This window comes from Marinobacterium lutimaris, assembly GCF_900108065.1.
Lineage (GTDB): Bacteria > Pseudomonadota > Gammaproteobacteria > Pseudomonadales > Balneatricaceae > Marinobacterium_D > Marinobacterium_D lutimaris.
In genome coordinates this window covers 1,360,347-1,383,633 of sequence record NZ_FNVQ01000001.1, presented here as the reverse complement: position 1 = coordinate 1,383,633, position 23,287 = coordinate 1,360,347, and the positions used below count along the sequence as shown (strand labels likewise).

Annotated in this window: 17 protein-coding genes and 1 riboswitch; of the genes, 14 read left to right on the top strand and 3 right to left on the bottom strand. The window is 55.3% G+C overall.

The genetic code is table 11. The features are described from left to right. Positions 1-14: 14 nt before the first annotated feature. The 14 genes from C4S72_RS06120 to C4S72_RS06060 all read left to right on the top strand — a co-directional run bounded on the left by C4S72_RS06120 (position 15) and on the right by C4S72_RS06060 (position 17,814). On the top strand, positions 15-953 hold the full coding sequence (locus C4S72_RS06120) for a universal stress protein (RefSeq protein ID WP_104002142.1): 939 nt from the start codon (positions 15-17) through the stop codon (positions 951-953). Between the two features lie 64 nt (positions 954-1,017). Then, entirely contained in the window at positions 1,018-2,709 is a 1,692-nt protein-coding gene (locus tag C4S72_RS06115; protein WP_104002141.1) for a cation:proton antiporter, read from the top strand. 321 nt (positions 2,710-3,030) lie between these two features. Beyond that, positions 3,031-4,746 carry a type II secretion system ATPase GspE gene (gene gspE / locus C4S72_RS06110; protein WP_104002140.1) on the top strand — a complete coding sequence of 572 codons (1,716 nt, stop codon included), beginning with the start codon at positions 3,031-3,033 and terminating at the stop codon, positions 4,744-4,746. Positions 4,747-4,752: 6 nt separating this feature from the next. Then, positions 4,753-5,970 (top strand): type II secretion system F family protein, encoded by a 1,218-nt coding sequence (locus C4S72_RS06105; RefSeq protein WP_104002139.1) that lies wholly within the window; start codon positions 4,753-4,755, stop codon positions 5,968-5,970. Positions 5,971-5,994: 24 nt separating this feature from the next. Then, a complete protein-coding gene (gene gspG / locus C4S72_RS06100) occupies positions 5,995-6,429 on the top strand; it encodes a type II secretion system major pseudopilin GspG (protein ID WP_104002138.1) in 435 nt (144 codons plus the stop codon). Beyond that, positions 6,398-6,883: a pilus assembly FimT family protein gene (locus C4S72_RS25605; RefSeq protein ID WP_160115454.1), complete on the top strand. Its 486-nt coding sequence runs from the start codon at positions 6,398-6,400 to the stop codon at positions 6,881-6,883. The genes gspG and C4S72_RS25605 overlap by 32 nt, the downstream gene beginning before the upstream one ends. Continuing rightward, complete coding sequence (locus C4S72_RS25735) at positions 6,867-7,271, top strand: type IV pilus modification PilV family protein (RefSeq protein ID WP_160115453.1); 405 nt, start codon at positions 6,867-6,869, stop codon at positions 7,269-7,271. The genes C4S72_RS25605 and C4S72_RS25735 overlap by 17 nt, the downstream gene beginning before the upstream one ends. Continuing rightward, the gene (locus C4S72_RS06090; RefSeq protein ID WP_104002136.1) at positions 7,268-7,987 is read left to right on the top strand and encodes a PulJ/GspJ family protein; all 720 of its coding nucleotides are present in this window, start codon (positions 7,268-7,270) and stop codon (positions 7,985-7,987) included. The genes C4S72_RS25735 and C4S72_RS06090 overlap by 4 nt, the downstream gene beginning before the upstream one ends. Next, positions 7,968-8,915, top strand: coding sequence for a type II secretion system minor pseudopilin (locus C4S72_RS06085; protein WP_104002135.1), 948 nt, complete (start codon positions 7,968-7,970; stop codon positions 8,913-8,915). Before C4S72_RS06090 ends, C4S72_RS06085 begins: the two co-directional genes overlap by 20 nt. Further along, positions 8,905-9,987, top strand: a complete 1,083-nt coding sequence (locus C4S72_RS06080) for a PilN domain-containing protein (protein ID WP_104002134.1) — start codon at positions 8,905-8,907, stop codon at positions 9,985-9,987. The genes C4S72_RS06085 and C4S72_RS06080 overlap by 11 nt, the downstream gene beginning before the upstream one ends. Beyond that, positions 9,984-10,577, top strand: coding sequence for a type II secretion system protein GspM (gene gspM, locus C4S72_RS06075; protein WP_104002133.1), 594 nt, complete (start codon positions 9,984-9,986; stop codon positions 10,575-10,577). Before C4S72_RS06080 ends, gspM begins: the two co-directional genes overlap by 4 nt. After that, positions 10,574-11,146: a hypothetical protein gene (locus C4S72_RS06070; protein WP_104002132.1), complete on the top strand. Its 573-nt coding sequence runs from the start codon at positions 10,574-10,576 to the stop codon at positions 11,144-11,146. Before gspM ends, C4S72_RS06070 begins: the two co-directional genes overlap by 4 nt. Further along, positions 11,139-13,289, top strand: a complete 2,151-nt coding sequence (gspD, locus tag C4S72_RS06065; protein ID WP_104002131.1) for a type II secretion system secretin GspD — start codon at positions 11,139-11,141, stop codon at positions 13,287-13,289. Before C4S72_RS06070 ends, gspD begins: the two co-directional genes overlap by 8 nt. Positions 13,290-13,968: 679 nt before the next feature. Continuing rightward, complete coding sequence (locus tag C4S72_RS06060) at positions 13,969-17,814, top strand: MSCRAMM family protein (RefSeq protein WP_160115452.1); 3,846 nt, start codon at positions 13,969-13,971, stop codon at positions 17,812-17,814. 123 nt (positions 17,815-17,937) lie between these two features. Here C4S72_RS06060 and C4S72_RS06055 read toward each other — a convergent pair whose 3' ends face one another. From C4S72_RS06055 to C4S72_RS06045, 3 genes are all read right to left on the bottom strand, one after another. Further along, on the bottom strand, positions 17,938-20,553 hold the full coding sequence (locus C4S72_RS06055; protein WP_104002129.1) for an Ig-like domain-containing protein: 2,616 nt from the start codon (positions 20,551-20,553) through the stop codon (positions 17,938-17,940). 64 nt (positions 20,554-20,617) lie between these two features. Beyond that, a riboswitch (cyclic di-GMP riboswitch) is annotated at positions 20,618-20,723 on the bottom strand. A gap of 565 nt (positions 20,724-21,288) precedes the next feature. Continuing rightward, the gene (locus C4S72_RS06050; protein ID WP_146071864.1) at positions 21,289-21,528 is read right to left on the bottom strand and encodes a hypothetical protein; all 240 of its coding nucleotides are present in this window, start codon (positions 21,526-21,528) and stop codon (positions 21,289-21,291) included. A gap of 156 nt (positions 21,529-21,684) precedes the next feature. Then, positions 21,685-23,202 carry a sigma-54 dependent transcriptional regulator gene (locus C4S72_RS06045; protein WP_235009060.1) on the bottom strand — a complete coding sequence of 506 codons (1,518 nt, stop codon included), beginning with the start codon at positions 23,200-23,202 and terminating at the stop codon, positions 21,685-21,687. Positions 23,203-23,287: the final 85 nt, after the last annotated feature.

Genomic DNA, 23,287 nt, shown 5'->3' with positions numbered 1-23,287 from the left:
AGGGAGAGTGTGGGATGCGTGAATTTCAAAGCCTTTTATATATCGCTCATGGTACCGCCGATGAGTCCGACGCGCTGAAACAGGCGCTCAGCCTCTCCCAGAGAAACCACGCATCGCTGAAGATTCTTGTTGTCTGCCCCGAGTTCCCCAACGACTTTCCCGAATATAAACGTAAATATGAAGAGTCCCTGCTGGAGCAGGTTAATGACTCGATCCGCAAGACCGAAGACCATTTCTCCCTGGACCCGAATCAACTCTCGATCACCTTCGAGATTCTCAGTGACAACCTGCCGTCGATACAGATCATTCAGCACGTGATGCGGGATGCTCACGATCTGGTGATCAAGGAGGCGGAGTCCCGGGATACGCAGGGCGGTTTCAAGGCGATCGATATGGACTTGCTGGGCAAATGCCCGGTGCCGGTCTGGTTATGTCGACCGATCCGGAAACAGGAAGGTCCGGTCCGGGTCGCGGTGGCGATCGACCCTCAGAGCGAAGAGGTAGCCGCCGAGCAGCTTTCCCGACGGATGTTGCAGCTGTCCCATTCATTGATGGAGAGTTTCAGCGCAGAGCTGCACATCGTCTCCTGCTGGGATTACATGCTTGAGGACTATCTACGCCACAATGTCTGGTTCAACGTGCCGGATGCGGAGCTGACGCAAACGGTGATTCATGCCAAGAATGAACACCGTGACAAACTGAGCAACCTGATCGAGCAATCCGGTATCAAAGGCGCGCATAAAATTCACCATCTGCGTGGAAAAGCCGGTGATCTTCTGCCCGATTTCGTCAATCACAACCAGATCGACCTGCTTGTCATGGGCACCGTGGCCCGCACCGGTATTCCCGGCTTCCTCATCGGCAATACCGCCGAAAATATCGTCCAGAAACTGAGCTGCTCACTGATGGCACTGAAGCCCCAGGGCTTCGCCTCACCGGTAAAGTATGAGTGACCGAGACGCCACAAACGGGGCTGTTCGTCGCCGGGAGATAGGGAGATAGGGAAATGGAGCAGGGATGTTAGAGCTGATAACCACTTGGGTACATAGTTCGCCGTTTTATGAACTCACGGCTTTGATCGCGCTGGCGGCGGCCGTGGGTTTTGTTGGGCTACTGTTGCGCCAGCCCATGATCGTAAGTTTTATTGCCGTGGGTGTACTCACCGGGCCCTCTGCGCTCGGCATCGTGCGCTCCCACGACAGTATTCAGCTGCTGGCGGATCTGGGAATCGCGGTGCTGCTGTTCCTGGTGGGCCTCAAGCTGGATCTGAAACTGATCCGCACCCTGGGCCCGGTGGCGCTCGCCACGGGGTTGGGGCAGGTGACCTTTACCTCGGTGATCGGCTTTATGCTGGGGCTGGCGCTGGGACTTGATGCCGTTACTTCGCTCTACGTTGCGGTCGCGCTGACCTTCTCAAGCACCATCATCGTTATCAAACTGCTCTCGGATAAGCGCGAGGTGGATTCCCTGCACGGACGCATCGCGATCGGCTTCCTGATCGTTCAGGACCTGGTCGTAGTGTTCGCCATGATGGTGCTGTCCGCGCTGGGAGTAGGCTCTCAGGGTGGCGATGATGGCTCGGTGCTTGTGCATGTGGGCACGGTCGTCGTTTACGGACTGCTGATGCTGGGTGCGGTGCTGCTGTTTATCCGTTACCTGGCGAATCCACTGGTGGGGCGCATTGCCCATTCGCAGGAACTGCTGATCACCTTTGCCATCGGTTGGGCCGCGCTGCTCGCGGCGATCGGCAGTCAACTGGGCTTCAGCAAGGAACTGGGTGGTCTGCTGGCGGGTATCTCGCTGGCTTCGACGCCGTTCCGGGAGGCGATTGTGGCCAGGCTTTCGTCGCTGCGTGATTTCCTGCTGCTGTTCTTCTTTATCGCGCTCGGTTCCGAGCTGGACCTGGGTCTGCTTGGGGCGCAGATTGCGCCGGCAATCATCATGTCACTGTTCGTACTGATCGGTAATCCGCTGATTGTAATGGTGATCATGGGATTTATGGGCTATCGCAAACGCACCAGCTTTATGGCGGGACTGACGGTGGCGCAGATCAGCGAGTTCTCGCTGATCTTCATGGCCATGGGGCTGTCGATCGGGCACGTATCGCCGGAGTCACTGGGGCTTGTAACCCTGGTGGGTCTGATCACCATCTCGCTGTCGGTTTACATGATTACGTACTCTCATGGACTGTACGGAAAGCTTGAACCACTGCTGGGTATCTTCGAGCGCAAGGAACCGTTTCGCGAGCAGGAGCTGGAACTGGAGACAAAAGCCAGCGATGGCCATGATGTGATTCTGTTTGGCCTTGGCCGCTACGGTAAGGCGATCGCCCACTATCTGAAGCAGGAGGGTTACACCATTCTGGCGGTGGACTTTAATCCGGACGAGGTGAGGCTCTGGAAGGAGGAGGGCAACGATGCCATCTATGGTGACGCCTGTGATCCCGCTTTTGTAGGCCACCTGCCGCTGACCGGCGTGAAATGGGTGGTGTCGGCGATGCCGCAGCATGATATCGGCGTCACCCATCAGGATCCGCGTCTTTGCCTGATCGAAGGCCTGAAGGATCAGCAGTATAGCGGCGGGATCGTGATCTCGACTCAGCGTCTCAAGGATCGCGAGTCGCTTAAACAGGCCGGTGCGACGATGATCCTCTCTCCGTTTTATGATGCCGCCGAGCGGGCGGTTTCGCGCATCAAAGAGGCGTCCTGAGCGACACTTCCACGGGCATTCCAGCGGACCGACTTGTTGGTTAGCTGGAGTGCCTCCTGCCCTGATCGATCTATTCTCCACGCAGATAACGCCGACTCTGTCACGGAAATCGGTCTGTATTTTCACGCATGTCACAGGGATCTATACGCACAAAATTTCAACCAGAGCGCCGTTCAGGGGCAGGGTTCGTGGCTATAGTTGTGGTTACCTGCTTATGAATGTCAGCCGACAGAAACACTAGTGCAACAGGGTGTAACGTCAGCCTGACAACCGCAGGACGATTGGAGACGGAGCCCGTAATCACGGGCAAGAAGGGTGGCGATGAATGATATTTTTCCCGCCCAGCCGGATCCGCAGGAGGAGGAACTCGCCAGACTATTAATTAATCGAGGCCTCCTTAGCGAAGCTGACTTGGGACGGGTACACCAGATGCAAACCGGCGCGGGCGCGTCAGGTCAGCTATCGCAATTACTGGTGCGGCTCGGACTGGTGTCGGAAAAAAACCTGGCCGCTGCCCTGGCAGAGCTTTTTGAAACTTCGCTTCTGACGCTTGAAGAGCTGCAATCCCCGCTGGATCTGGATGACCGCGTCTCTGTTCGCTTTCTGCGTGAATACTGTTTACTCCCCCTGGCCGAGCATGAGGGCCAACTGCAACTGGCCATGGCCTACCCGGCAGACGGCTATGCCCGCCAGGCTGTGCAGATGGCCTGGGGCATGCCGGTAGCGGTAAAAGTGGCCGCAGCCTCAGATATTCTCTCCGTGCTTGATCGCTACTACGGCGAAGGCCAAAGCCAGATGGGCGATATCCTCGCCGATGTAAGCCCGGGCGAAGAGCAGGAAGAGAGCGTCGAAGAGCTGCTGGATATGGCCAGCGGCGCCCCGGTGATCCGTCTCGTTAACCTGATTATCCAGCGCGCGGTCGAGGCGCGCGCCTCCGATATCCATATCGAGCCGTTCGAGAATCAGCTTAAGGTGCGTTATCGCGTTGATGGCGTACTGCAGGAGGGTGAAGCGCCCCCGGTGCAGCTCTCGCCGGCGGTGATTTCACGTTTGAAGATCATGGCGCGGCTGAATATCGCCGAGCGCCGCCTGCCGCAGGATGGTCGTATCGAGCTAAGGGTTCAGGGCAAGGACCTCGACATCCGTGTTTCCACCGTCCCCACCATGCATGGCGAGAGCGTGGTGCTCAGGCTTTTGAACCGGGAAAGCATCTCGTTCGATTTCCAGTCGCTGGGTTTTACCGATGCCTGCCGTGCCCAGCTCGATGAACTGCTGGCGATCCCCAACGGCATGATTCTGGTTACAGGGCCGACCGGTAGCGGTAAAACCACGACCCTGTACACCGCGCTTCATCAACTTAACACCCCGCAACGTAAACTGATCACCGTGGAAGATCCGGTGGAATATCAGCTGGCGGGGATCAACCAGATCCAGGTGAAATCCTCCATCGGCCTCAGCTTTGCCAATGCACTGCGTTCCATCGTGCGGCAGGACCCGGATGTGATCATGGTGGGTGAGATGCGAGACCTGGAAACGGCACGCATCAGTATTCAGTCGGCGCTGACCGGGCACCTGGTGCTTTCTACCCTGCATACCAACGATGCCGCATCCAGCATCACCCGTATGCTGGAGATGGGGGTAGAGGATTATCTGCTGACCTCAACACTGAATGCGGTACTGGCTCAGCGGCTGGTGCGTGTGCTCTGTCCTCATTGCCGCGAACCCTATACACCTTTACCGGAGCTGGTACGGGAAACCGGTCTGGAGCGCTTTGCAGAGGGTAAGCCGCTGCAATTGTGGCGGGCTCACGGCTGTGATGCCTGCCAGGGCAGCGGTTTCTTTGGCCGTCTGGTAATCCATGAACTCCTGCTGATGAACGACGAAATCCGCCGCCTGGCGCTGGATCACGCCGACTCCGGCCGTATCCATGCCGCCGCCCGCGCCAGTGGCATGCGCACCATGTATGAAGATGGTTGTGCCAAGGCGCTGCAGGGCCTCACTAACCTCGAAGAAGTCATTCGGGTGACTCAGGAGTGATGCCTCATGCCCCAGTTTCTCTACCGTGCAGTGACCCAGGGAGGGGAGGAACTAAAAGGGGAATTAGAAGCGCGAGACAGTCAGGGAGTGGTACGCCAGCTTCAGGCAAAGGGCCTGATTCCGCTGCTGGTGGAGCCCGCGGGCGCCAGTTCCGATCTGGCGGCTTTCCTCAAGCTGGAAATGGGCGGCCAGAACAAGCGTCAGCGGGTGCAGCAGTTCACCCAGGACCTGGCGGAGCTGATGCGCGCAGGTCTCTCGCTGGATCGCGCCCTGCAGATCATGTCCCGCGTCAGCGAAGACAAGGAGCAGCAGCAACTGCTCAAGCATGTCGAGGATGAGGTACAGCGCGGCCGCCCTCTTTCACGGGCATTAAAAGAACAGGGCGGCCTGTTTTCGCCGTTCTACGTCAGCATGATTCACGCCGCCGAAACTGCCGGTAATCTGGCCGAAGGGCTGCAGGATATGGCGTTCTACCTGGAACGTAACCGGGCGCTGCGGGAAAAAGTGCTCTCGGCGCTGCTCTATCCGATGATTCTTCTGTTTGTCGCCATCCTCTCGCTGGTAGTGATCCTCACCTACGTTATTCCCCAGTTTGAACAGCTCTTCTCCGATATGGGCGAAGCCCTGCCGTTGGCCACCCGCGTGGTGATGGCGGTGGCCGATTTTGTGCGCATCTTTGGCCCCTGGCTGCTGATCGCATTAGTAGTGGCGGGCCTGATTTTCCGTCAGCGCCTGAAGCAGGCCGAAGTGCGTGTGCGTTGGGATCGGCTGCTGCTGCGTCTGCCGCTGGCGGGCGGGCTGATTCAGCGCATCGAAACGGCGCGTTTCAGCCGCAGCCTTGGCACGCTGCTTCGCGGTGGCGTGCCGATGGTGAATGCCTTGCAGATCGCCCGCGGCACCCTGGTGAACCAGCATATCGCCTCCGTTGTGGCCCAGGTGAGTGATGGTGTCCGAGAAGGTCGCCGACTCGGCGAGCCGCTGCACGCCACCGGTGAGTTTCCGCCCTTGGCGATCCAGATGATCCAGGTGGGTGAGGAGACCGGGCAACTGGACGAGATGCTGATGAAGGTTGCTGAGCTTTACGACCGAGAAGTGGGGCTGAATATCCAGCGCATGCTCACCATCCTTGAGCCGCTGCTGATTGTGGGCCTGGGCATGCTGATCGCCGGGATCATCATGTCGATTCTGGTGGCGATCATGTCGATCAATGAACTGCCGCTCTGAGGCCGGAATAAGGAGAAAGGAATAATGAACAGAACACAGCGTGCCAAACGGACCGTCGCCGGCTTCACCCTGCTTGAGCTATTGGTGGTGCTCGTGATTCTCGGCCTGCTCGCCAGTCTTGTTGGCCCGCAGGTGCTGCGTCACGTGGGCAGTTCCAAGACCCAGACCGCGGCGCTTCAGATTCAGGAATTGGGCGCAGCGCTGGATCTGTATCGGTTGGAGGTTGGAAATTACCCGACTACCCAGCAGGGGTTGGAGTCGCTTATCAGCGAGCCCTCTGGTGTGAGCAACTGGAATGGCCCTTACCTGACCAAGAAGGTAGTGCGCCAGGATCCCTGGGGTAACGACTATCTCTATCGCTCACCGGGAGAGCACGGCGTCTATGACCTCTACACCCTGGGTGCAGATGGCCGGGAAGGTGGCGACGATGAGAACAGCGATGTATCGAACTGGCAATAGAGCTTACGCGACCGGTATGACTCTGTTGGAGCTGCTGGTCGTGCTGGTTATCGCATCTCTGATGCTGACTCTGGTTACGCCCAATATTGCCAAAGTGCTGCCAGGCAGCGAACTGAAGGCTTTTGCGCGGCAGAGCGCGGCTCTACTTAGAGAGATTCGAAGCGAGGCTGTCAGTCAAAGCAGGGTGGGTGCAGTGGCGGTGGATGGTGAGCTACAGACCTATCGGACCTCGAACAAAACGTCTATCAGGTGGCCTGATGGTGTCAACGTTTCGCTTGATAGAAAGAACTCACCGCTGTTTAACACAGGCGTTGCTGGGGACCGAAACCTGTTGCTGTTTTTTCCCGACGGGAGCAGTAGCGGCGGTTGGTTACACATCATTGGTGAAAGTGGGGGCGCTTACCGGATTGAGATCGACGCTCTCACGGGGAGGGTTAGTGTTCACAGCAGCTAAAACGGACAGGCAAGGGGGATTTACGCTGCTGGAAGTACTTGTCGCCTTTGTGATTATGGCTGCCCTGCTGGGTGTGATGCTGAGGCTGAACTCTCAGGCGCTGGACACGACACAGCGTGCAGCCACGCGCCAGCAGGCGTTGATGCTGGCTCAGTCGCAGCTGGATAGGGTGCTTGCCAGCCCCCATCTGCGTTTGGGGTTGGAAAACGGCCGTTTTGATGACGAGCGTTTTGAGTGGCAACTGAGGGTAAGCCGCTACGAGTTCCCGGAGCAAAGTCAGGTGCGAGGAGATATATCGATACAGCCATATGAGATTGAGTTAAGCGTTTATTGGGGGCAGAAACAAAGTCTGACCCTGAATACGCTTCGACTGGTAAGGACGTTATGAGTGGTATCACTGAAAGAGGGTTTACGCTGATCGAGTTGCTTATGGCGCTGGTGCTCACCGCGTTGGTGATGTTGCTGCTTTTTACCAGTCTGCGAATAGGTGCACGCAGTTGGGAGGTGGCGGATACCCGGCAGCAACAGATAGCGGAGCAATATCAGCTGCAGCAGTTTTTGCGTCGTTTGATCTCACAGGCGCGAGATGCACGTGTACGGGATCGAAATGGACAGGTCCAGGTTGCATTCAGGGGCGAGCGGGATCAGCTGATTTTTGTTGCGCCATCCAACTTGGGCAGCGGCGACTCCAGCCTGCTCTGGTATCGGCTGCGGGTCAGTGAAGCTACAGCGGATAGACCACGTGCGCTGATGCTTGAAACCTCAGGTTTTCAGGAGCGACAAGGGATTGATTGGGCTGAACTCTTTGATGCGTCGCTGCGCATTGATGCAGAGGGGAATGAGCTAAGCCCCCCCAGGGAGTATCTCTTGGGCATTACCGGTGAGGCTGAATTGGAGTTTTCGTACGTTTCTTACGATAGCCGTCAACTTGAAGAGGAGCGTGGCATTTGGCTGGAGGAGGCGCAACTACCGACGATGATCGAGGTGAGTCTGAAGCAATCCGGAGCTGACCCCAGCCAAGGAACCGGTAGTGCGGAGTTGGCGGGTTGGAATGGTATGAGTGTCCTGTTGCAGGAGTTCAGTCATGGCCTACGTACAGACTAGTCAGCTCAGCCCTCAGCAGCTCGTCGCAGATCAGGGCGTTGTGCTGGTGACCGTGCTTTGGGTGTTGCTGTTGTTAAGCCTGATTGCGACGAATCTTTCGCTGTCGGGCCGTGGGTTTGCGCGTCAAACGCAGAATACGGAGCAGGGGGTACAAGCGGCGCAGGCTGCCGATGGAGGGTTGAACTGGGTTGTTTGGAATCTGCAACAGGGGCGGGGTTGGCTGGCGGATGGGTCGGAACACCAGTTGTTGCTGGGGAAGGCGGCTCTCAGCGTTGCACTGTATGACGAAAGCGGAAAGCTTGATCTTAATGCGGCTCCATCGGAGCTGCTTGACGCGTTGCTCGAACCGGCGATTGTTGACAACGGTCAACGGGCGGCTCTGGTTGCCGCTATAGAAGACTGGCGCGATGCCGATGATCTGGTGCGCTTGAACGGTGCCGAGGAAGCCGACTATCTCGCAGCCGGCCGGGAGCGCGGTCCGGCCAACGCGCCCTTTAACCGCGTGGTTGAGTTGCTTCAGGTACTGGGCATGGATCTTTCGATCTACCAGCAGGTGAGCCCTAACCTGACAGTGATGACGCGAAGTCAGACGATTAACCCGCAGGTGGCGTCTTTTGAGGTATTGATGACACTGCCCAACGCCAGCGAAAGCGTCGTCCGTGCGTATATCGATAATCGGCGCCTGGCCTGGGACAACGAGCTCGATCTGCCAGAGCTACCGTTTAATGCGGACCCTTATGTCAGTGTTGCCCAGACTGGACGTTTTTATACCTCGATAACCCGGGCAGTCATTTCACCGACAACGGATCTCAAACGTGTGGTGCTAATTACGCGGGGTGGTCAGAGTCCGAAAATGGAACCTGTTGATACCCTGCTTGAACTTGAAATTGCTCAATTGCTTAACCGGGAGAATCGCTATGAACAGTGACTCCATCAAACAGGTTGGCCATTGGAAACAGGCGTTGTTTGTTCGTTTGTCGCGTTTCTGGGAGTGGTGGAGCGGCGAGTTATTAGAACTTGTCCCCCCGCGTTGGCGAGCGAGGAGTGAGCGCGCGCCCAAATTACTGCATGTTTCAGCAGGCGCGTTTAAGTTGCCCGACGGGCACGAAATACCTTGGGTGAAAGCGACTACTGACCCAATGCTGGCGACCTGGCGAACTCTGCATGCGGGTAAGGGCAATATTTGGGTGACGCTGGACGATCAGCTACTTCTCATCAAGCGGATCTCTCTGCCAATCGCAGCGTCTGAAAGGCTGCAGGCGGTACTGGGATTCGAGCTGGACAGACATACTCCCTTCAGCCAGGGACAGGCCAGTTACGGTTACAGAGTGTTGGCAAAAAACCGCGAGACGCAACGTATCGAGGTGGAGCTTTTCGTCCTGCCTGATGCCGTTCGTTCCCAGATTGTCTCGGTACTTTCAGAATGCGGCCTGGAACCGGTGGCGATGCTGGCGGTATCGGCGGCTAACGATCATCAGAACTGGCGCACGTTAAATCTGTTACCGGAAGCCGCTGCGGTTGAATCTCCGGGGCGCAGGGTACTGACAAGCCGGCCCGTGTTGACTGTTCTGGTTGTATCGGTGCTGCTGGCACTGCTTTTCTATCAGCGGGAGCAGCGATTGGTCAGCTTGCAGCAGGAGATTGGTCCAAGACAGGCGTCGGCTGAGCAGGCAATGAACGTGCGCACGGAGCTGGAGGCCCTGGAAGCAGGCAGTCAGTATATCTTTGAGCGTAAATCAGTACTGCCTGCCAGCTTGGTAATTCTGGACGAGTTAACACGCTTGATCCCTGACGATACCTGGATCAGCCGCTTCGAACTTCAGGGTAATGAGCTACGCATCCAAGGTGAGTCTGGTAATACCTCCCAGTTAATTGGCTTGCTTGAACAGGCTCCGGTGTTTACCCAGGTAAGTTTTACCTCACCGGTGACGATCAACCCGCGCTCGGAAAAGGAGCGCTTTAGCCTGACTGCACTAGTGGTTGGGGAGGGGGGATCATGAGCGGTTTAAGTGCCAGGCAAAGTCGGGCTCTGGCGATTGGATTACTGATCCTTGTATTGCTGATCCTTATCCGGGTCCTGCTCGTCCCTTTGTGGACAAGCTGGAGGGACTACGGAAGTCAGATTGATGCGCTGGAAAATCGGCTGGCCGTCTATGAGAGGGCGGTTAGCGGACTGGAAAGCAGCCGCGAGCGGCTGGCTCATTTGAAGGCCGCAAGACCTGCAACCGATTGGTATCTTAACGAGACGACCCCCGCACTCTCGGCAGCTGGTTTGCAGCAGCTTTTGCACCGCCAGGTCAGCGCTAACGGTGGCCAGGTTATCAGCACACAGATCATCGATCGGGATGAGGAATCGCCTCTGGAACCGGTTGCAATTCAGGTACACCTGCGCGGCGAATTGGTTGATCTAGTGGGCCTGCTCTATACGCTGGAGTCCGGCCGGCCGGTGCTGTTTGTCGATAATCTGCGCATTCTGGCTAACCCAAGGCGGCAGCCTTCCACTCAGAGAACGAATGCACAAAGGCAGTTACCCGCGCTGGATATCCGTTTTGACTTGATCGGTTATACCGGTCAGGAGCGTGCTCAATGAACTGCAAACCTATGCAGCAATGCCCTTTCTTTCTCGCTGCTTTCATTCTGGCGTGGAACTCGATGACGCTCGCCGATGAGACCAGCGAAAACCTGCAATTGCCGGAACTGCCACCAAGGGCAAGTTTTGACGAGACGTTGGAAAGGCCCCTCTTCTCGGAAACCCGCCGGCCCGAGCGGATGGTTGATGAGGGGGAAGCTGTCTCGGCCCGCGAGCTCAGGGACAACTGGCGACTCACAGGCATCATCATGGTAGGCGGTGAGGATCACGCCATGCTGCAGGAACGCAAGGGTGACAAACATCGGATACTGAGTACCGGAATGCCTCTGGACTCCACCTGGCAGTTAGATGCGATCACACCGGATACGGTGGTGATGAAATCCGGTGAGGAAGAGGTGAGATTAAACCTGAGAGAACCACGTGATACCCGTGCGCTGGATAATCCGGCCAGTGCAGCAGGTGAGGGGTTCGATAACGGTGATGCACAGCCGTTGGAGGAGCGAGCCAGGGAGGCCATAGATCGACTGCAACTGCGAATTCAGACAACGAGGGATCAGCAAAATGAATAAGCAAATAAGAATCCCCTGGCTTGCGATGTGTATATGGGCAATGGTGGCCTGCTCATCGCAGATTGCCCCCAACCCGAATGCTTTGGACAGCCTGCGGCCAATGGAGGAATCCTCCCAGGCGGTTGAACCTATCGGCGAAACGCTGGCACGCCAGCGACGTCTGCGCCAGGGCAGTGACGAAAACAGCTTTGCCGGTGAAGAGATAGCGACTATCCAGCCAGTGACGGATGAGGTCGAGGTTTATAGCGGTAACGGTGTTTTTCTAGATCTGGAAAAGCCCGAGCTACCGGCGTTGGTTGAGGGGGATATCACCTTCAACTTTCAGGGTGCCGAGATCGGCGAGATTGTGAAGACAATTCTTGGCGATATCCTGCAGGTCAATTACATCCTTGATGACCGGGTGCGTGGAACCGCTAATATGCAAACCACCCGGCCGATCTCAAGGGACGCACTAATACCGACGCTGGAAAAATTGTTACAGGTGAACAGCGCCGCGTTGGTGGATCAGGGGGATTTTTACGAAGTCGTACCGATCGACAGTATCAATGGCGGTACTGTCAGTTTGAAGGCCAATCTAAGCGCTGATCGAGGTTATCAGATGCTGGTGGTTCCTCTGCGTTACATAGGCGCTCAGGAAATGGCGAAAATTCTCGAACCGATGAAGCCACAACAGGGGCTGATGGAGGCAGACGAGCGGCGTAACCTGATCACATTGGCGGGCAGTCAGGCAGAGCTGATCAACCTTAAAGAAACCATCAAAGTTTTCGATGTCGATCAGCTTCAGGGCATGTCCGTCGGGCTTTTCCGTTTACAGTCAGTGGATCCGGAACTGCTGATCAGCGAATTGGAAGTGATCTTCGGTGATGCGGCTGAGGGGCCTTTAGCGGGGGTGGTACGATTTCTGCCAATTGAGCGCTTGAATGCCTTGCTGGTGATTACGCCGCAGAAAAAGTACCTGACCGATGCCAGAGCCTGGATCCGGCGCCTTGATCGAACCGAGGGTGCGCAGGGACTGGGAATGTATGTCTACTATGTGCAGAACGGCCGTGCTGAAAGCCTGGCCGAGATGCTGGCCGGACTGTTTGAGAACCAGCGCCGTAATCGCCAGGAAACGGAAGCGAGCGCTCCTTCCGCTGCCGCACCGCAGGATCAAACGGGTGATGTAGCCGATCAGGGGCCAGTGACCCGGACGGAAGCCAGTCGCTCAGGTCCGGCTAATCTGGACGTCGGGGACGTTGATATTATTGCGGATGTCGAAAACAACGCTCTGCTGATCATGGCGTCGCCGACGGACTACGACAAGGTGTACAGGGCGATCCAGAAGCTGGATGTGCTGCCGCTGCAGGTCCTGGTTGAAGCCACCATTGTCGAGGTTTCGTTACAGGACGAGCTGCAATACGGGCTTAACTGGTTCTTCAAAAGTCACCTTGGCAATTCGACCAAGGGGATAGGCACAATAGGCAGTAGCCCGCTTCAGAGCGCCGCCGATGCCGTTTCCAGTGCCACATTTGAGGTATTTAAGGCGGGCCAAACCCGCGCACTGCTAAGGCTTCTGGCCACCGACTCGCGCCTGAATGTCGTATCTTCCCCCTCTCTTATGGTGCTCGACAATCATACGGCGGAGATTCGCGTGGGCGACCAGGTACCGATCCGAACCTCATCAACGACCAACACTTCCAGCGACGACCTCAACACCACCAGTACGATCCAGTACCGCGATACCGGGGTGTTACTTGAGGTCACGCCGCGTGTAAACGCCGGAGGCATGGTGGTGCTCGATATTACCCAGGAGGTGAATGATGTGGCCGAAGAGACCACCAGTTCCGATATTGATTCGCCAACAATTATTCAGCGTCGTATCGACACCAGCGTGGCTGTTCAAAGTGGAGAGACGCTGGTGCTCGGAGGGCTGATTAAGGAGAACAAGACGAGGGGAAGCGAGGGCGTGCCGTACCTGCGTCATATGCCAGTGGTCGGTTGGGCGTTTGGCAGTCGTGGAACCAGTGTAAATAGAACTGAACTGGTGGTGATGATTACCCCTACCGCGGTAACCGACACGGCGGACGCAAGGGAGGTAACTCGCGAATACAGAAACAAGCTGAGTGGTTTAAACCTCCAGCCTCGCACGCTGGACTCCAAGTAATTCCGCAATACTTACAGCCGGGCCTGTTTCTCTTTTAGCCCGGCTGTTCTGCTTTTAATCCCTGACTCTCCAAGTCCTTGATAACACGAGTTCTTTTGTAACCCTGAAACAAGGGTGGATAGTCGTAAACTAAGCGTTACAGCGAGAGATTGGCCTAGAAATCCTTAAAAATCAAAATCTTAAAAACTTTCTCCTCAGGTCTCACCCCGCGAATATTACAGTTTTGCTCTTCCTGCCCCGGCTTAAATCTTAGAACTCCTTATAAAACATATACATACGGTTTAGGCATGCTCTTTGAATTAATTAGGGCACAAAACGGCTTTGGTGCATGCATAGCAGCAGACCCTTCAATGTTTACAGCCGGAAATCCCGGAAGGTCGTGTCTGATATGCAATATCCGCCGCCGTTTGCGTGTGGGGCCAGCGGTGGGTCAAGGGGAGACGAGACTCACCGGAGTTAATGCCAAGGCCCCACCTGGCTACCGATGGAATACAGGAGATCCGCGAGCCAAAGCCGCGCCATCGGTCACCAAGCGTAGACGGGGGCAACCTAACGATTGGCTGAATCATAAGAATAAGGATACAGCCAGAGGAGGAGGGCCATGTGGTCCAATAATCACGAGGGATGCGTACCGTGGCGAGCAGTTACACTTTTGCCATCACTGTTATTCGCGTTACTGATGGCTTTGTCTATGCAGGCCCACGCGACCTATCCCGTGCAAATAGGTTTTACCCTAGAGGGGTGCCGACTGGAAACCGGCGCTACGTATGATCAAACAACTTATACCTGTACCGATGAGGGATATACGACAGGTAACCTGGGTAAATTATGGAACGAACTGGACTATGTACCCCACCGCGTAACTTTACACAATGGCGGTGCAAACCAGACCTTCGACTTCCTGGTATCAGGGGACTACAAGCCTAACGGTGCCAGTACTATCGGTTGGGATGACATCACAGCGCTGACACTCAATCCGAGTCTATCTGATGGTAGCTGTGCCGCGGTTCTCTCCAGCCCCGTGATGATCACGGCGGAAGGTGGTGGTGCCGGTGGTGCTTTCCAAACTATCTATCGCCAGATTACGGCGACGATGGTAGCCGGGGAAACCTGCGTGTATGACTACGCACAGCGTTTATCCCTTGGAGCCAGCGAGTTTAGCGGTTCTTCGCTTCAGTCTAACCTCTGGAACGAAGACGGTGATAACTCAAACATTGGTCAGAAGCGTATTCAGCTGCCCGTAGCGGACATCCTGCCGCAGGAACTGAGCAAGGATATGAGCGCGCAGCAGGATACTAACTTCACCTGGAACCTGACCAAGACAGCAAACCCGAGCACACTGGAGTTTGGTGATAGCTGTCTGCGCGATGATCCGATGACGGAAACTTCCACCATTCGTATCGAATGGCAACGCCTGCCCGGAGCCCCGGGGATGGTCACTGTCGTCACCAATATCTATGCTCATAACCCGGCGCACCTGGATGTACACGTCAGCGTTGACGATACGATCTATGGTGATATAGGTGCCGGAGAGGTGGCATTGGATACCGCTAGTGCCATTGACGTTTTGGTACCGGCTGGATCTACAACGCTGTTGTTGACCCATCAGTTCAATGCGCCGGCCAATGTCAGCGGTTTGAACGACTACGCAGTTGCTACCTACAAGGTGGGTGGCGATATCGTACCGGGCGACACCGATGCGACCGCATCCACCGACGTTCAGCCGAGCGGCACATCCAACAACGAAACTGCGGTTATTACCGACGTTGAAGGACCGATCACCGGTACCGGCTACAGCTTCTCTGTGGATGGAGTTGATGGCGATGGCAGCTTCCAGGGTGGTTATGTGCTGGGTGATGTAACCACAGCAGCGGTGACCTGGGTGTCCAGTGAACAGAGCGGTGATGGTTACGTCGAGTTCGATAAGACCATCCATCTGGATGAACCGCGTAACACCAATGGCCAGTTGCCTGATGTGGCTACTCTGGTATCAGGTGTACTCGAGATCAGCAAAAACGCGGCGATCCTGTTCTCCGATGTACCGACGGTTGATCTGACCATCCATAAATCGATCGATAAGGATATTCTCGATGGGGTTGAATCTGCCACCTTCTACTTCGATGTTTATGGACCGGGAGGAATCGTTTCAGGCGGTGACGACGTGGCCATTACTATCGAGGCTGGTGAAACCAGCGGTTCTGCCACAGTGGAAGGGCTGGATCCGGGCGTCGAATACAGTGTCATCGAGGTCGGTGGTAGCGGTGGCTTCCTGCTTGATCCGGATACAGAGTACAAAACCATTGTCCTCCCGGACTGTGGTGGCGATGTCTACTTCCAGAACGTAGCGGTACCTGCATCTGCCAAGGTAATTAAGGTCACTGTGCCTGCAGGCCATGACCCGTCTGGCTTTGAGTTCACTCTCAAAGGCCCGGGACTGCCGGTGAATGGAGTAACCGCAGTATCCGATTCGAATGGTGACGCGGTGTTCGTCGCTGACCTGTTCGAAGGCGTATACGAAGTGACTGAAACCGAAAAGGCTGGCTGGCAGCTGACCGACATCCTCGGTGAGAGTGTCAATCTTGAGGCCGGTACCTGTGGCTTTGAGGTAAACCTGCCTGAAGATGCCAACTACCAGTTCCTGTGTACTTTCGAGAACACGAAACTGGCCACCATCATTATCACCAAGCGGGTTGAGGGCAACAATGCGCTTGATCTCAGCGGCAGCTTCGCTTTCGACAGCTCCGTCGGTGATTTCGATACGCTGTTGGCGGCTCAGTCTTGGAGCTTCAGCGATGCTCTTTCCGGTGCTGAGGAATCGAACACTTTCGAAAACCTCTTCCCGGGAACCTACGATGTGACCGAAGCTGTACCGCCGTTGCTCTGGGGCTTCACGGACGTGTTCTGTGACGACCCAACAGCCAACAGCAGCGTGGATACCGACCCGAGTATCAGGTTGGCAACCATCGAGCTCGATCCGGGTGAAACCGTCGAGTGTACCTTCGTTAACACCAAGCTGGCGGCACCGGGTAACCTGATCGTCTACAAGCAGACCATCGGTGATGTCGGTACCTTCGATTACGATACCAACGACCTTGCGCCGTTTGATATCGTCACCACTGTTGAAGATGCATACACCACGGATGGAGATGCTCAGTTCAACGGTCTGGAGCCGGGCTTCTACAGCTTTAGCGAGACTATCCCCGCGGGCTGGAAACTGACCGATCTCTTCTGTATTGATGAAACCAGCATCGACGGAAACTTGACAGAGGTTAATGTCAATACCGGCGAAGTGATTGTCAGCATCGATAACGGTGAAACCGTATCCTGCTACTTCACCAATACGCGCCAGGGTTACATCCGCCTGCACAAGGAAACTGTTCCTGATGCCGATCCGCAGACCTTTGAGTTCAACGGTTATCTGAACGGCTTCATCGGGGATGGTGAGTCCATTCCGGCTGTAGGCTACACGGAAGTGGAACCGAACGCGCTTTACACCAGCACCGAAATTGTGCCGGATGGCTGGGATCTGACAAATATCAGTTGTGTTGAGACCAAGGTCGAAAACACAGGTATTTTCTATCAGACCTCGTCTGTCCAGTTCAACGTACAGCCTGGTGAGTATATCGACTGTACCTTCACCAACACCAAGCGTGGTATGGCTGATCTGCTGAAGACTGTATCCGGCGTAGAGCCTAACGGTTCCTACGCTCCGTTCAGCTTCCAGATCCGCAGTGGTGGCACTACCGTGGCAACCGCAAGCTCCGATCCTGTGACCGGCGAGGCTGTATTCAGCTGTGTCGGTGGCTATCCGGAGATCTGTGTCAATGTCGACGGTATGGCCAAGCTGCTGCCGGGCAACTACGCATTCTGTGAGGTTGACCTGACAGTCGGTTGGGAAAATACCGGTACCGTAGAAAACGGTGCGATCAGTCCGCTGGTTTGGTACAACCCGGATCCGCTGGATAACAGCACCGAATGTGCAGACTTCAGCATCAGTGCTGGGGAAACACTGCACTTCAAGGTCGATAACGTGCCGCCTCCGGGAGGTGACGCAAGGACTATCGGCTACTGGAAAAACTGGAGCAGCTGCACTAACGGTGGTCAGTACGACAAGTACCTGGCCGATATCGCAGACGGTACGCTGGACGAGTACAACTCGCTGGATCATCACCTGCCGATCCCGCTCTATGGCGATCTCGACACAGGCTTCGTGGTGGATAGCTGTGAGCTCGGCGTATCGATCCTCGATAAGCGCGACTTCGACAGTGGCAAGAAAATGGCTGGCGATCCTGCCTACGGCATGGCCGCTCAGCTGATGGCTGCAATCCTGAACCTGGACTCCAATGCTGCATACTGTCCGGAACTTCTGGATGCGGTAAGTGATGCTCAGGATCTGCTTGAAAGCATCGGGTTCGATGCTACTGGCAAGTACCTGAAAGGTGGGCCTGCAGCACAGGAGGCCAACTACCTGGCCGGCGTGCTTGATGCCTATAACAACAATGAACTCTGTCCGCCGGCACCCTAGAGAGGAAGTGCGCTGAGTAATGGACAGTGATTAACAGCAGACGGCGGGCCGAGGCCCGCCGTTTTGCGTTTTGTCTTGGTACAAGGGTTTCTTATCCTAAGATTCCCGAACCTGATTTCCCGGTTACTTGTTACGACCGTTTCCCTTGCCACCGGTAGGGCTGGTGGTGTCGGTAGTGCTGTCCCCTGAGCTTGTGTCTGTAGCCAGGGTTACGGTAACTGTTGCGGTGGCGGTCAGGGAACCATCGCTGATGGTGTAGCTGAAACTGTCAAAGTTCTTGAAGTTCTTCGCGGGTGTGAAGGTCAGAGTGCCATCGGCATTGATTCTGACCGAGCCCTTACCACCTTCGCTGACGGTCACCAGGTTGAGGGCATCGCCATCCGGGTCAGAGTCGTTGGCCAGCACGTTGATCGTTACAGCGCTGCCTGCATCGGTAATCGCGCTATCGTCTTTGGCGATGGGCGCAAGGTTGGCTGCAACTGGCGCGGAAGCCACGTTGATACTGACTGTGGCGCTGTCGCTAGCCTTACCATCGGTGATGGTGTAGCTGATACTCGTGGTACCGCTGAAGCCTGTTGACGGCGTAAAGGTCAGAGTGCCGTCTGCGTTAACTACCGCGCTACCGTTGCCACCACTGACTGACGAGATGCTGAGAGTATCGCCGTCGGCATCAGTATCGTTTGCCAGCACGTTGATGCTGACCGCCGTTTCATAGTCGGTGCTGGCGCTGTCGTTATTCGCGACAGGTGCGCTGTTGGTTGCGATCACCGGATTGTCGACCACATAGGTTACTTCGTCACTGGCGGTGAAAGAGCCCGAGGTAGCGCTGGTGTTCACTGCATAGAATCCGTCGGTAGCACTGGTGCTTGAGGTAACCGTCAGCGTGGTACTGGCGCTTTCACCCGGAGCCAGGGTCAGGGTCGTATTGCCCAGAGTGCTGCTCCAGCCGGTGGGAGCGCTCTTGCCGAGGCTGAAGCTGTTGGCTCCGCAGACGCTGCTGTCACGGTTGGTCAGTGTCAGGGTGTAGGTGACAGTTGAGCCGGCCGGCAACCATTCACTTTCGCCCGGAGTAAGACTCAGCCCAGGATTGGCGCGGCTACAGGTCGCTACGGTTCCGTCGAGCTGTATATTGATACCCGCGGTCTGACCGTCTACCCATTCAGTCGCCAGGGTCAGGTCGCCACTGTTAAAACTGTTACCGGTGACCAGGGCCGCATCGCGGGGATCGGAATAGCTGGATGAACCACTGCCCGGAGTCATATCCAACAGATAGCTGGTGTTACCGCGGCTCTCGACACCGGTGTGCACGACGACGCCATCCTGAATGTTGCCGACACTGCTAAGACCAGAGTCAAAGCCGGTGGCAAATCGATACTCCAGGTAGTAATAGAGCGGCAGACCAGTAGCAGCATCGATACCGTTCTGCACCTTCAACGCCTTGGGGGCACTTCCCTGACTGCCCGCATAGGGTTCCAGTGAATAGACACCGCTTTGGGTAACAGTCTGGATGCTGGAGTCGTCCAGCCAGCCCAGTCGCTCTTTCTGGAAAGTGGTGTAGTGGCTGGTGACGCGTCCCATGATGTCTGTGCTGTCACCGTATTCATCGGTTGAGCATCCGGAGCCGGTTACCGCAGAACCGCACTCCAGCGCATGGGAGTGGTACAGCCCCAGGTTATGCCCGAGTTCGTGGGCGACTGTATAAAGGCTCATGGAGCCGTTTATAACGGTGGTTGATGGCCAGCCGCCCACGGAACCCACGCCGCTGAAGCCACAGCTGGAGCTGTACGGCATAGCGTAGATCAGACGCTTGTAGCGGGAAAGATCATAGCCGGCAGCTGCCGCAGCGTTGTCTGCCGCAGTGACGATGGCAGTGGTGTCGCAGCTGGCGCCATTGATCGGCAGGTTGAGCCAGGGGGTTACATCGCCGCTGAGCCAGGTCTGATCGGAGGAGTTTTCGCGGATAAAGTCGTTGACCGACTCGAACACCGTGTTCTGCGCCTGCGCCCGGGTCCAGGGCTGGGTGGCGTTATCGGCGAAGTTCACGTTGATAACGAGTGTGGGTTGTTCGCCAAAGGTCCAGCCGGCCTGAGCGGTGCCGCCCAGATTGGCATTACTGGTGCTGCCTGCTGCCAGCATGAGGTTATCTGAGCTCAGTACGAGATCGCCCTGGCTGTTGTCATCGTCGGAGTCATTCGCAAACAGAACGCCATAAACGGTTGCCGCAGTTCCCTTGGACACTTCGGGGGCTGTACCGGCAAAGTGCATTTCGAACTTTTCGCCGAAGTCAGTGTTCAATACATGGCGTAGACGGTGGCTGCCATCTTCATGGTCTTCGTAGAAGACATCGAGCTGACCGCTCAGCTCCAGGCGCTGCTCCAGTTTTGCACGCACCTCTGCAGGCATGCCCGACTGAATCTCTGAAGGAATGGCCACGCGCAGAACGGTGGCTGGGTCTGTAGTTACTATCTGTTCGAGAAGTTCGCGGCGTGCAGCGGCTTTGTCGAGCATTTGAGAGAGCGCGCGGGATTTATCGGCGCCCTTGGCATTTGCCCAGCGTTTCTGCAGCGTCATCAGCGCCTGTGTGTGTTCCATCGCCTGACGTGATCTGTTCGATTCCGACTGCTGCTGGCCATGAGTATGGGTGCTGGCAGCGATACTCGGCAGCGTAAATCCACCGAGGGCGGTAGCAAGGGAAACAGACAGCAGGGTACGAGTAAGCGCAGGTCGGGTCAGACGCATTAGGGATTTCTCCTGATACAAATAAATTCAGCAATGACCCTAAGCGACGAACAGGTTTCTCTATGTTGGCAGTCCGGCGATCCCTCCACGAACCCCACCTCGCGGTGGTATCCGTGAACGGACCCGTAACTTTGCGCCACCCGATTACTCGGGTTTAGCCCTTTCGACAGAGGATCAGTTTTTGAACCAGCTTTTTTGTGTAAACACACCGTTTTATATCTGTAAGCCGTGCTAAACAATTATCTGTTTGGGTTGGTATTTTTTAACCGTCTGATACAGATTTAGAATTCACACGACAAATGATTCGGTTGTTATGTTTAATATTCTTAACAACCAGAATGTGGGGCGATCATATCAGGCCGGATGTGTTACGTTAAGTATCGATGGATGGGCAGGAATTTCGGGTAAATTAAAAATTAAGTGGTTGGTTGTTAATTAATGTTTACATACTGTCAGGTATTTATTAGACGGTGTAAATTTAATGTAACAAAAATAAAAATTTTATTAACCTATAATAACTTGGTGTTTTAGATAAGAGACTAATATTAATAATTATGTAAATTTATATTTACACTTTTATAGCATCGGACGCTATGTATATTTTATAGATCAATTTGCTATAAGAAATATAAAATTTAGGATGAGTGGAGAAATCAGGGGCTTTGTGAGGACCAAGATCTTGGTAACAAGTAAGGAGGCTGTTGAGCGTTGGCAGTGTCAGTGCTGCAGGGGGGGTTAAAGAGTCTCCCAGATCTCGTCCCAGAGGGTGATGTGTTTGGTGCTATCCTCTGAATCAATACGGCTGAACGCGGGTTTCTGGCGTCGCCAAAGATGGGGGTGTTCAAGGTTGTCTGGTGGCGCGTGGTTACCCCACTCGTAGCTCTTGGCCAGCGTTTCGGGCTCCTCGACCTTTCTTGAGTACTCCTGTTGTATGAGACGGTGATTCAGAAGAATCCGCCTGCGTGTTTTCTTCATTGGCATACCCTTTATTGTCTTAAGACTAAGCAGTATACGGGCCATTCATTTTATCTATCTGAAATATAATGAGAAAACTGCAAAGGGGGAGACTAGGCCTGCGGTTGCCGATGGGCCGATGTAAAGGGTGATAAACAGTAGAGTTGATGCTTGGACTTAGATCTGATTTGCTGGCTGGTTGTCCGAACTCTTGTCATGGAGATGATGCTTTTCCATCATGCGGTATAGTGTCACGCGGGAGACCCCAAGGGCTTTGGCTGCCCGTGATATGTTGTGATCAAACCGGTGTAACGTAGCGGAAATGGCGCGTTTCTCCGCCTCTGAGCGCGCTTCGCTCAGGGTTCTTATCGGCTCAGATTTTTCCGCCAGACCGGGTGAGAGGTTCAAATCCTGCGGCGTAATCAGTTTGTTATCGCTCATGATCATGCCGCGGCGCACGCGGTTGATTAGCTCGCGCACATTACCGGGCCAAGAGTGGTGGATGATCGCATTGATCGCCTCGTCGGTGAATCCGCGCAGCTGACCGTTATGATCGCTGGAAAATTTTTTAAAGAAGAAGCGGGCCAGTAGCTCCTTGTCTTCGCCGCGGTTACGCAGCGGGGGAAGGTCGATATTCAGCACGCTAAGGCGATAGAACAGGTCTTCACGGAAGCGGCCTTGCTCGACCGCCTTGACGAGATCGATATTGGTGGCAGCGATCACTCGCACGTCCACCTGCATCGGTGTGTTGTTGCCGAGGCGTTCGATGGTGCCTTCCTGCAGAAAGCGCAGCAGGTGTGCCTGGAGGTTAAGGTCCAGGTCGCCGATCTCATCAAGAAACAGTGAGCCCTGGTCTGCCGCTTCTATTCGGCCCAGGCGTCGCTGCGCGGCGCCCGTGAAAGCGCCTTTCTCGTAGCCGAATAGTTCAGAGTGAATCAGTGTTTCCGGTAGTGAACCGCAGTTAACAGCGACAAAAGGGTAGGCGCCACGCTTGGATCGCTGGTGAATGGCCCGGGCGATCAGTTCCTTGCCGGTACCACTTTCACCGGTGATCAGAACGGCCGCATCGGTTTTGGCGACTTTTCTCACCTGGTCAAAAATGGACAGCATCTCCTGGCTGGTGCCGACCATCTGGAATTCATCATTGATACCGGGGTCATCGCTTTCCAGTTGTTGCAGGTGATAGATACCGTAGGCATGACCAAGCACCGTTTCCAGGTTGATTATATTGTCGCCGAGCGGGAGTGAGAAATAGTCATAAAAGTTCTCAAAAAGTGCGCGGCGTAACGCGATATCGCGCAGATACTCCGGTCGGATTAACGCGATCCACGCAATTTGATTATGCTGCTGAAAGAAGGTTGAAAACTCCTGGTGGGTCAGCGGATCTGACCAGTCGAAATGGGCGATACCAACGAAATAATTCTGCTGTAAAAGCGCCTTGTCGGCCTGCTCCAGGCTGTTAACTTCGTGTAATATCCAGCCATTAAGCCGTGCCAGTTCATCCGCTATTGCGGTGCCGGGTTCCAAGTTTAAAAACAGTGCTTTCCTTTTCGCTTGTGGCCTCGGGTGTTCCCTCGTCTTATAAGTTTCCATAGCGTTGTGTCCAGATAATGCGAAAACTGACGTGCATTCGACACGATGTGTATGCTGGGAAGTATAGTTGTCACCTGATGTGTAAAAGAGACAAGTTTGCACGTGAATTTGATCTCCAGTGCAAATATTTCATCGGCCTGATGTACCGTTATTGGGACTCAATACCGTGAATTGATGACTATAGTGA

What these genes read in the sequence shown, in the direction of transcription:
- C4S72_RS06080 (WP_104002134.1), top strand. Translation starts at nt 8,905, where the DNA reads ATGAACAGTGACTCCATCAAACAGGTTGGCCATTGGAAACAGGCGTTG.
- gspG (WP_104002138.1), top strand. Translation starts at nt 5,995, where the DNA reads ATGAACAGAACACAGCGTGCCAAACGGACCGTCGCCGGCTTCACCCTG.
- C4S72_RS06105 (WP_104002139.1), top strand. Translation starts at nt 4,753, where the DNA reads ATGCCCCAGTTTCTCTACCGTGCAGTGACCCAGGGAGGGGAGGAACTA.
- C4S72_RS06115 (WP_104002141.1), top strand. Translation starts at nt 1,018, where the DNA reads ATGTTAGAGCTGATAACCACTTGGGTACATAGTTCGCCGTTTTATGAA.
- C4S72_RS06090 (WP_104002136.1), top strand. Translation starts at nt 7,268, where the DNA reads ATGAGTGGTATCACTGAAAGAGGGTTTACGCTGATCGAGTTGCTTATG.
- C4S72_RS06120 (WP_104002142.1), top strand. Translation starts at nt 15, where the DNA reads ATGCGTGAATTTCAAAGCCTTTTATATATCGCTCATGGTACCGCCGAT.
- C4S72_RS06050 (WP_146071864.1), bottom strand. Translation starts at nt 21,528, where the DNA reads ATGAAGAAAACACGCAGGCGGATTCTTCTGAATCACCGTCTCATACAA.
- gspM (WP_104002133.1), top strand. Translation starts at nt 9,984, where the DNA reads ATGAGCGGTTTAAGTGCCAGGCAAAGTCGGGCTCTGGCGATTGGATTA.
- C4S72_RS25605 (WP_160115454.1), top strand. Translation starts at nt 6,398, where the DNA reads ATGAGAACAGCGATGTATCGAACTGGCAATAGAGCTTACGCGACCGGT.
- C4S72_RS06085 (WP_104002135.1), top strand. Translation starts at nt 7,968, where the DNA reads ATGGCCTACGTACAGACTAGTCAGCTCAGCCCTCAGCAGCTCGTCGCA.
- gspE (WP_104002140.1), top strand. Translation starts at nt 3,031, where the DNA reads ATGAATGATATTTTTCCCGCCCAGCCGGATCCGCAGGAGGAGGAACTC.
- C4S72_RS06070 (WP_104002132.1), top strand. Translation starts at nt 10,574, where the DNA reads ATGAACTGCAAACCTATGCAGCAATGCCCTTTCTTTCTCGCTGCTTTC.
- C4S72_RS06055 (WP_104002129.1), bottom strand. Translation starts at nt 20,553, where the DNA reads ATGCGTCTGACCCGACCTGCGCTTACTCGTACCCTGCTGTCTGTTTCC.
- C4S72_RS06060 (WP_160115452.1), top strand. Translation starts at nt 13,969, where the DNA reads ATGGCTTTGTCTATGCAGGCCCACGCGACCTATCCCGTGCAAATAGGT.
- gspD (WP_104002131.1), top strand. Translation starts at nt 11,139, where the DNA reads ATGAATAAGCAAATAAGAATCCCCTGGCTTGCGATGTGTATATGGGCA.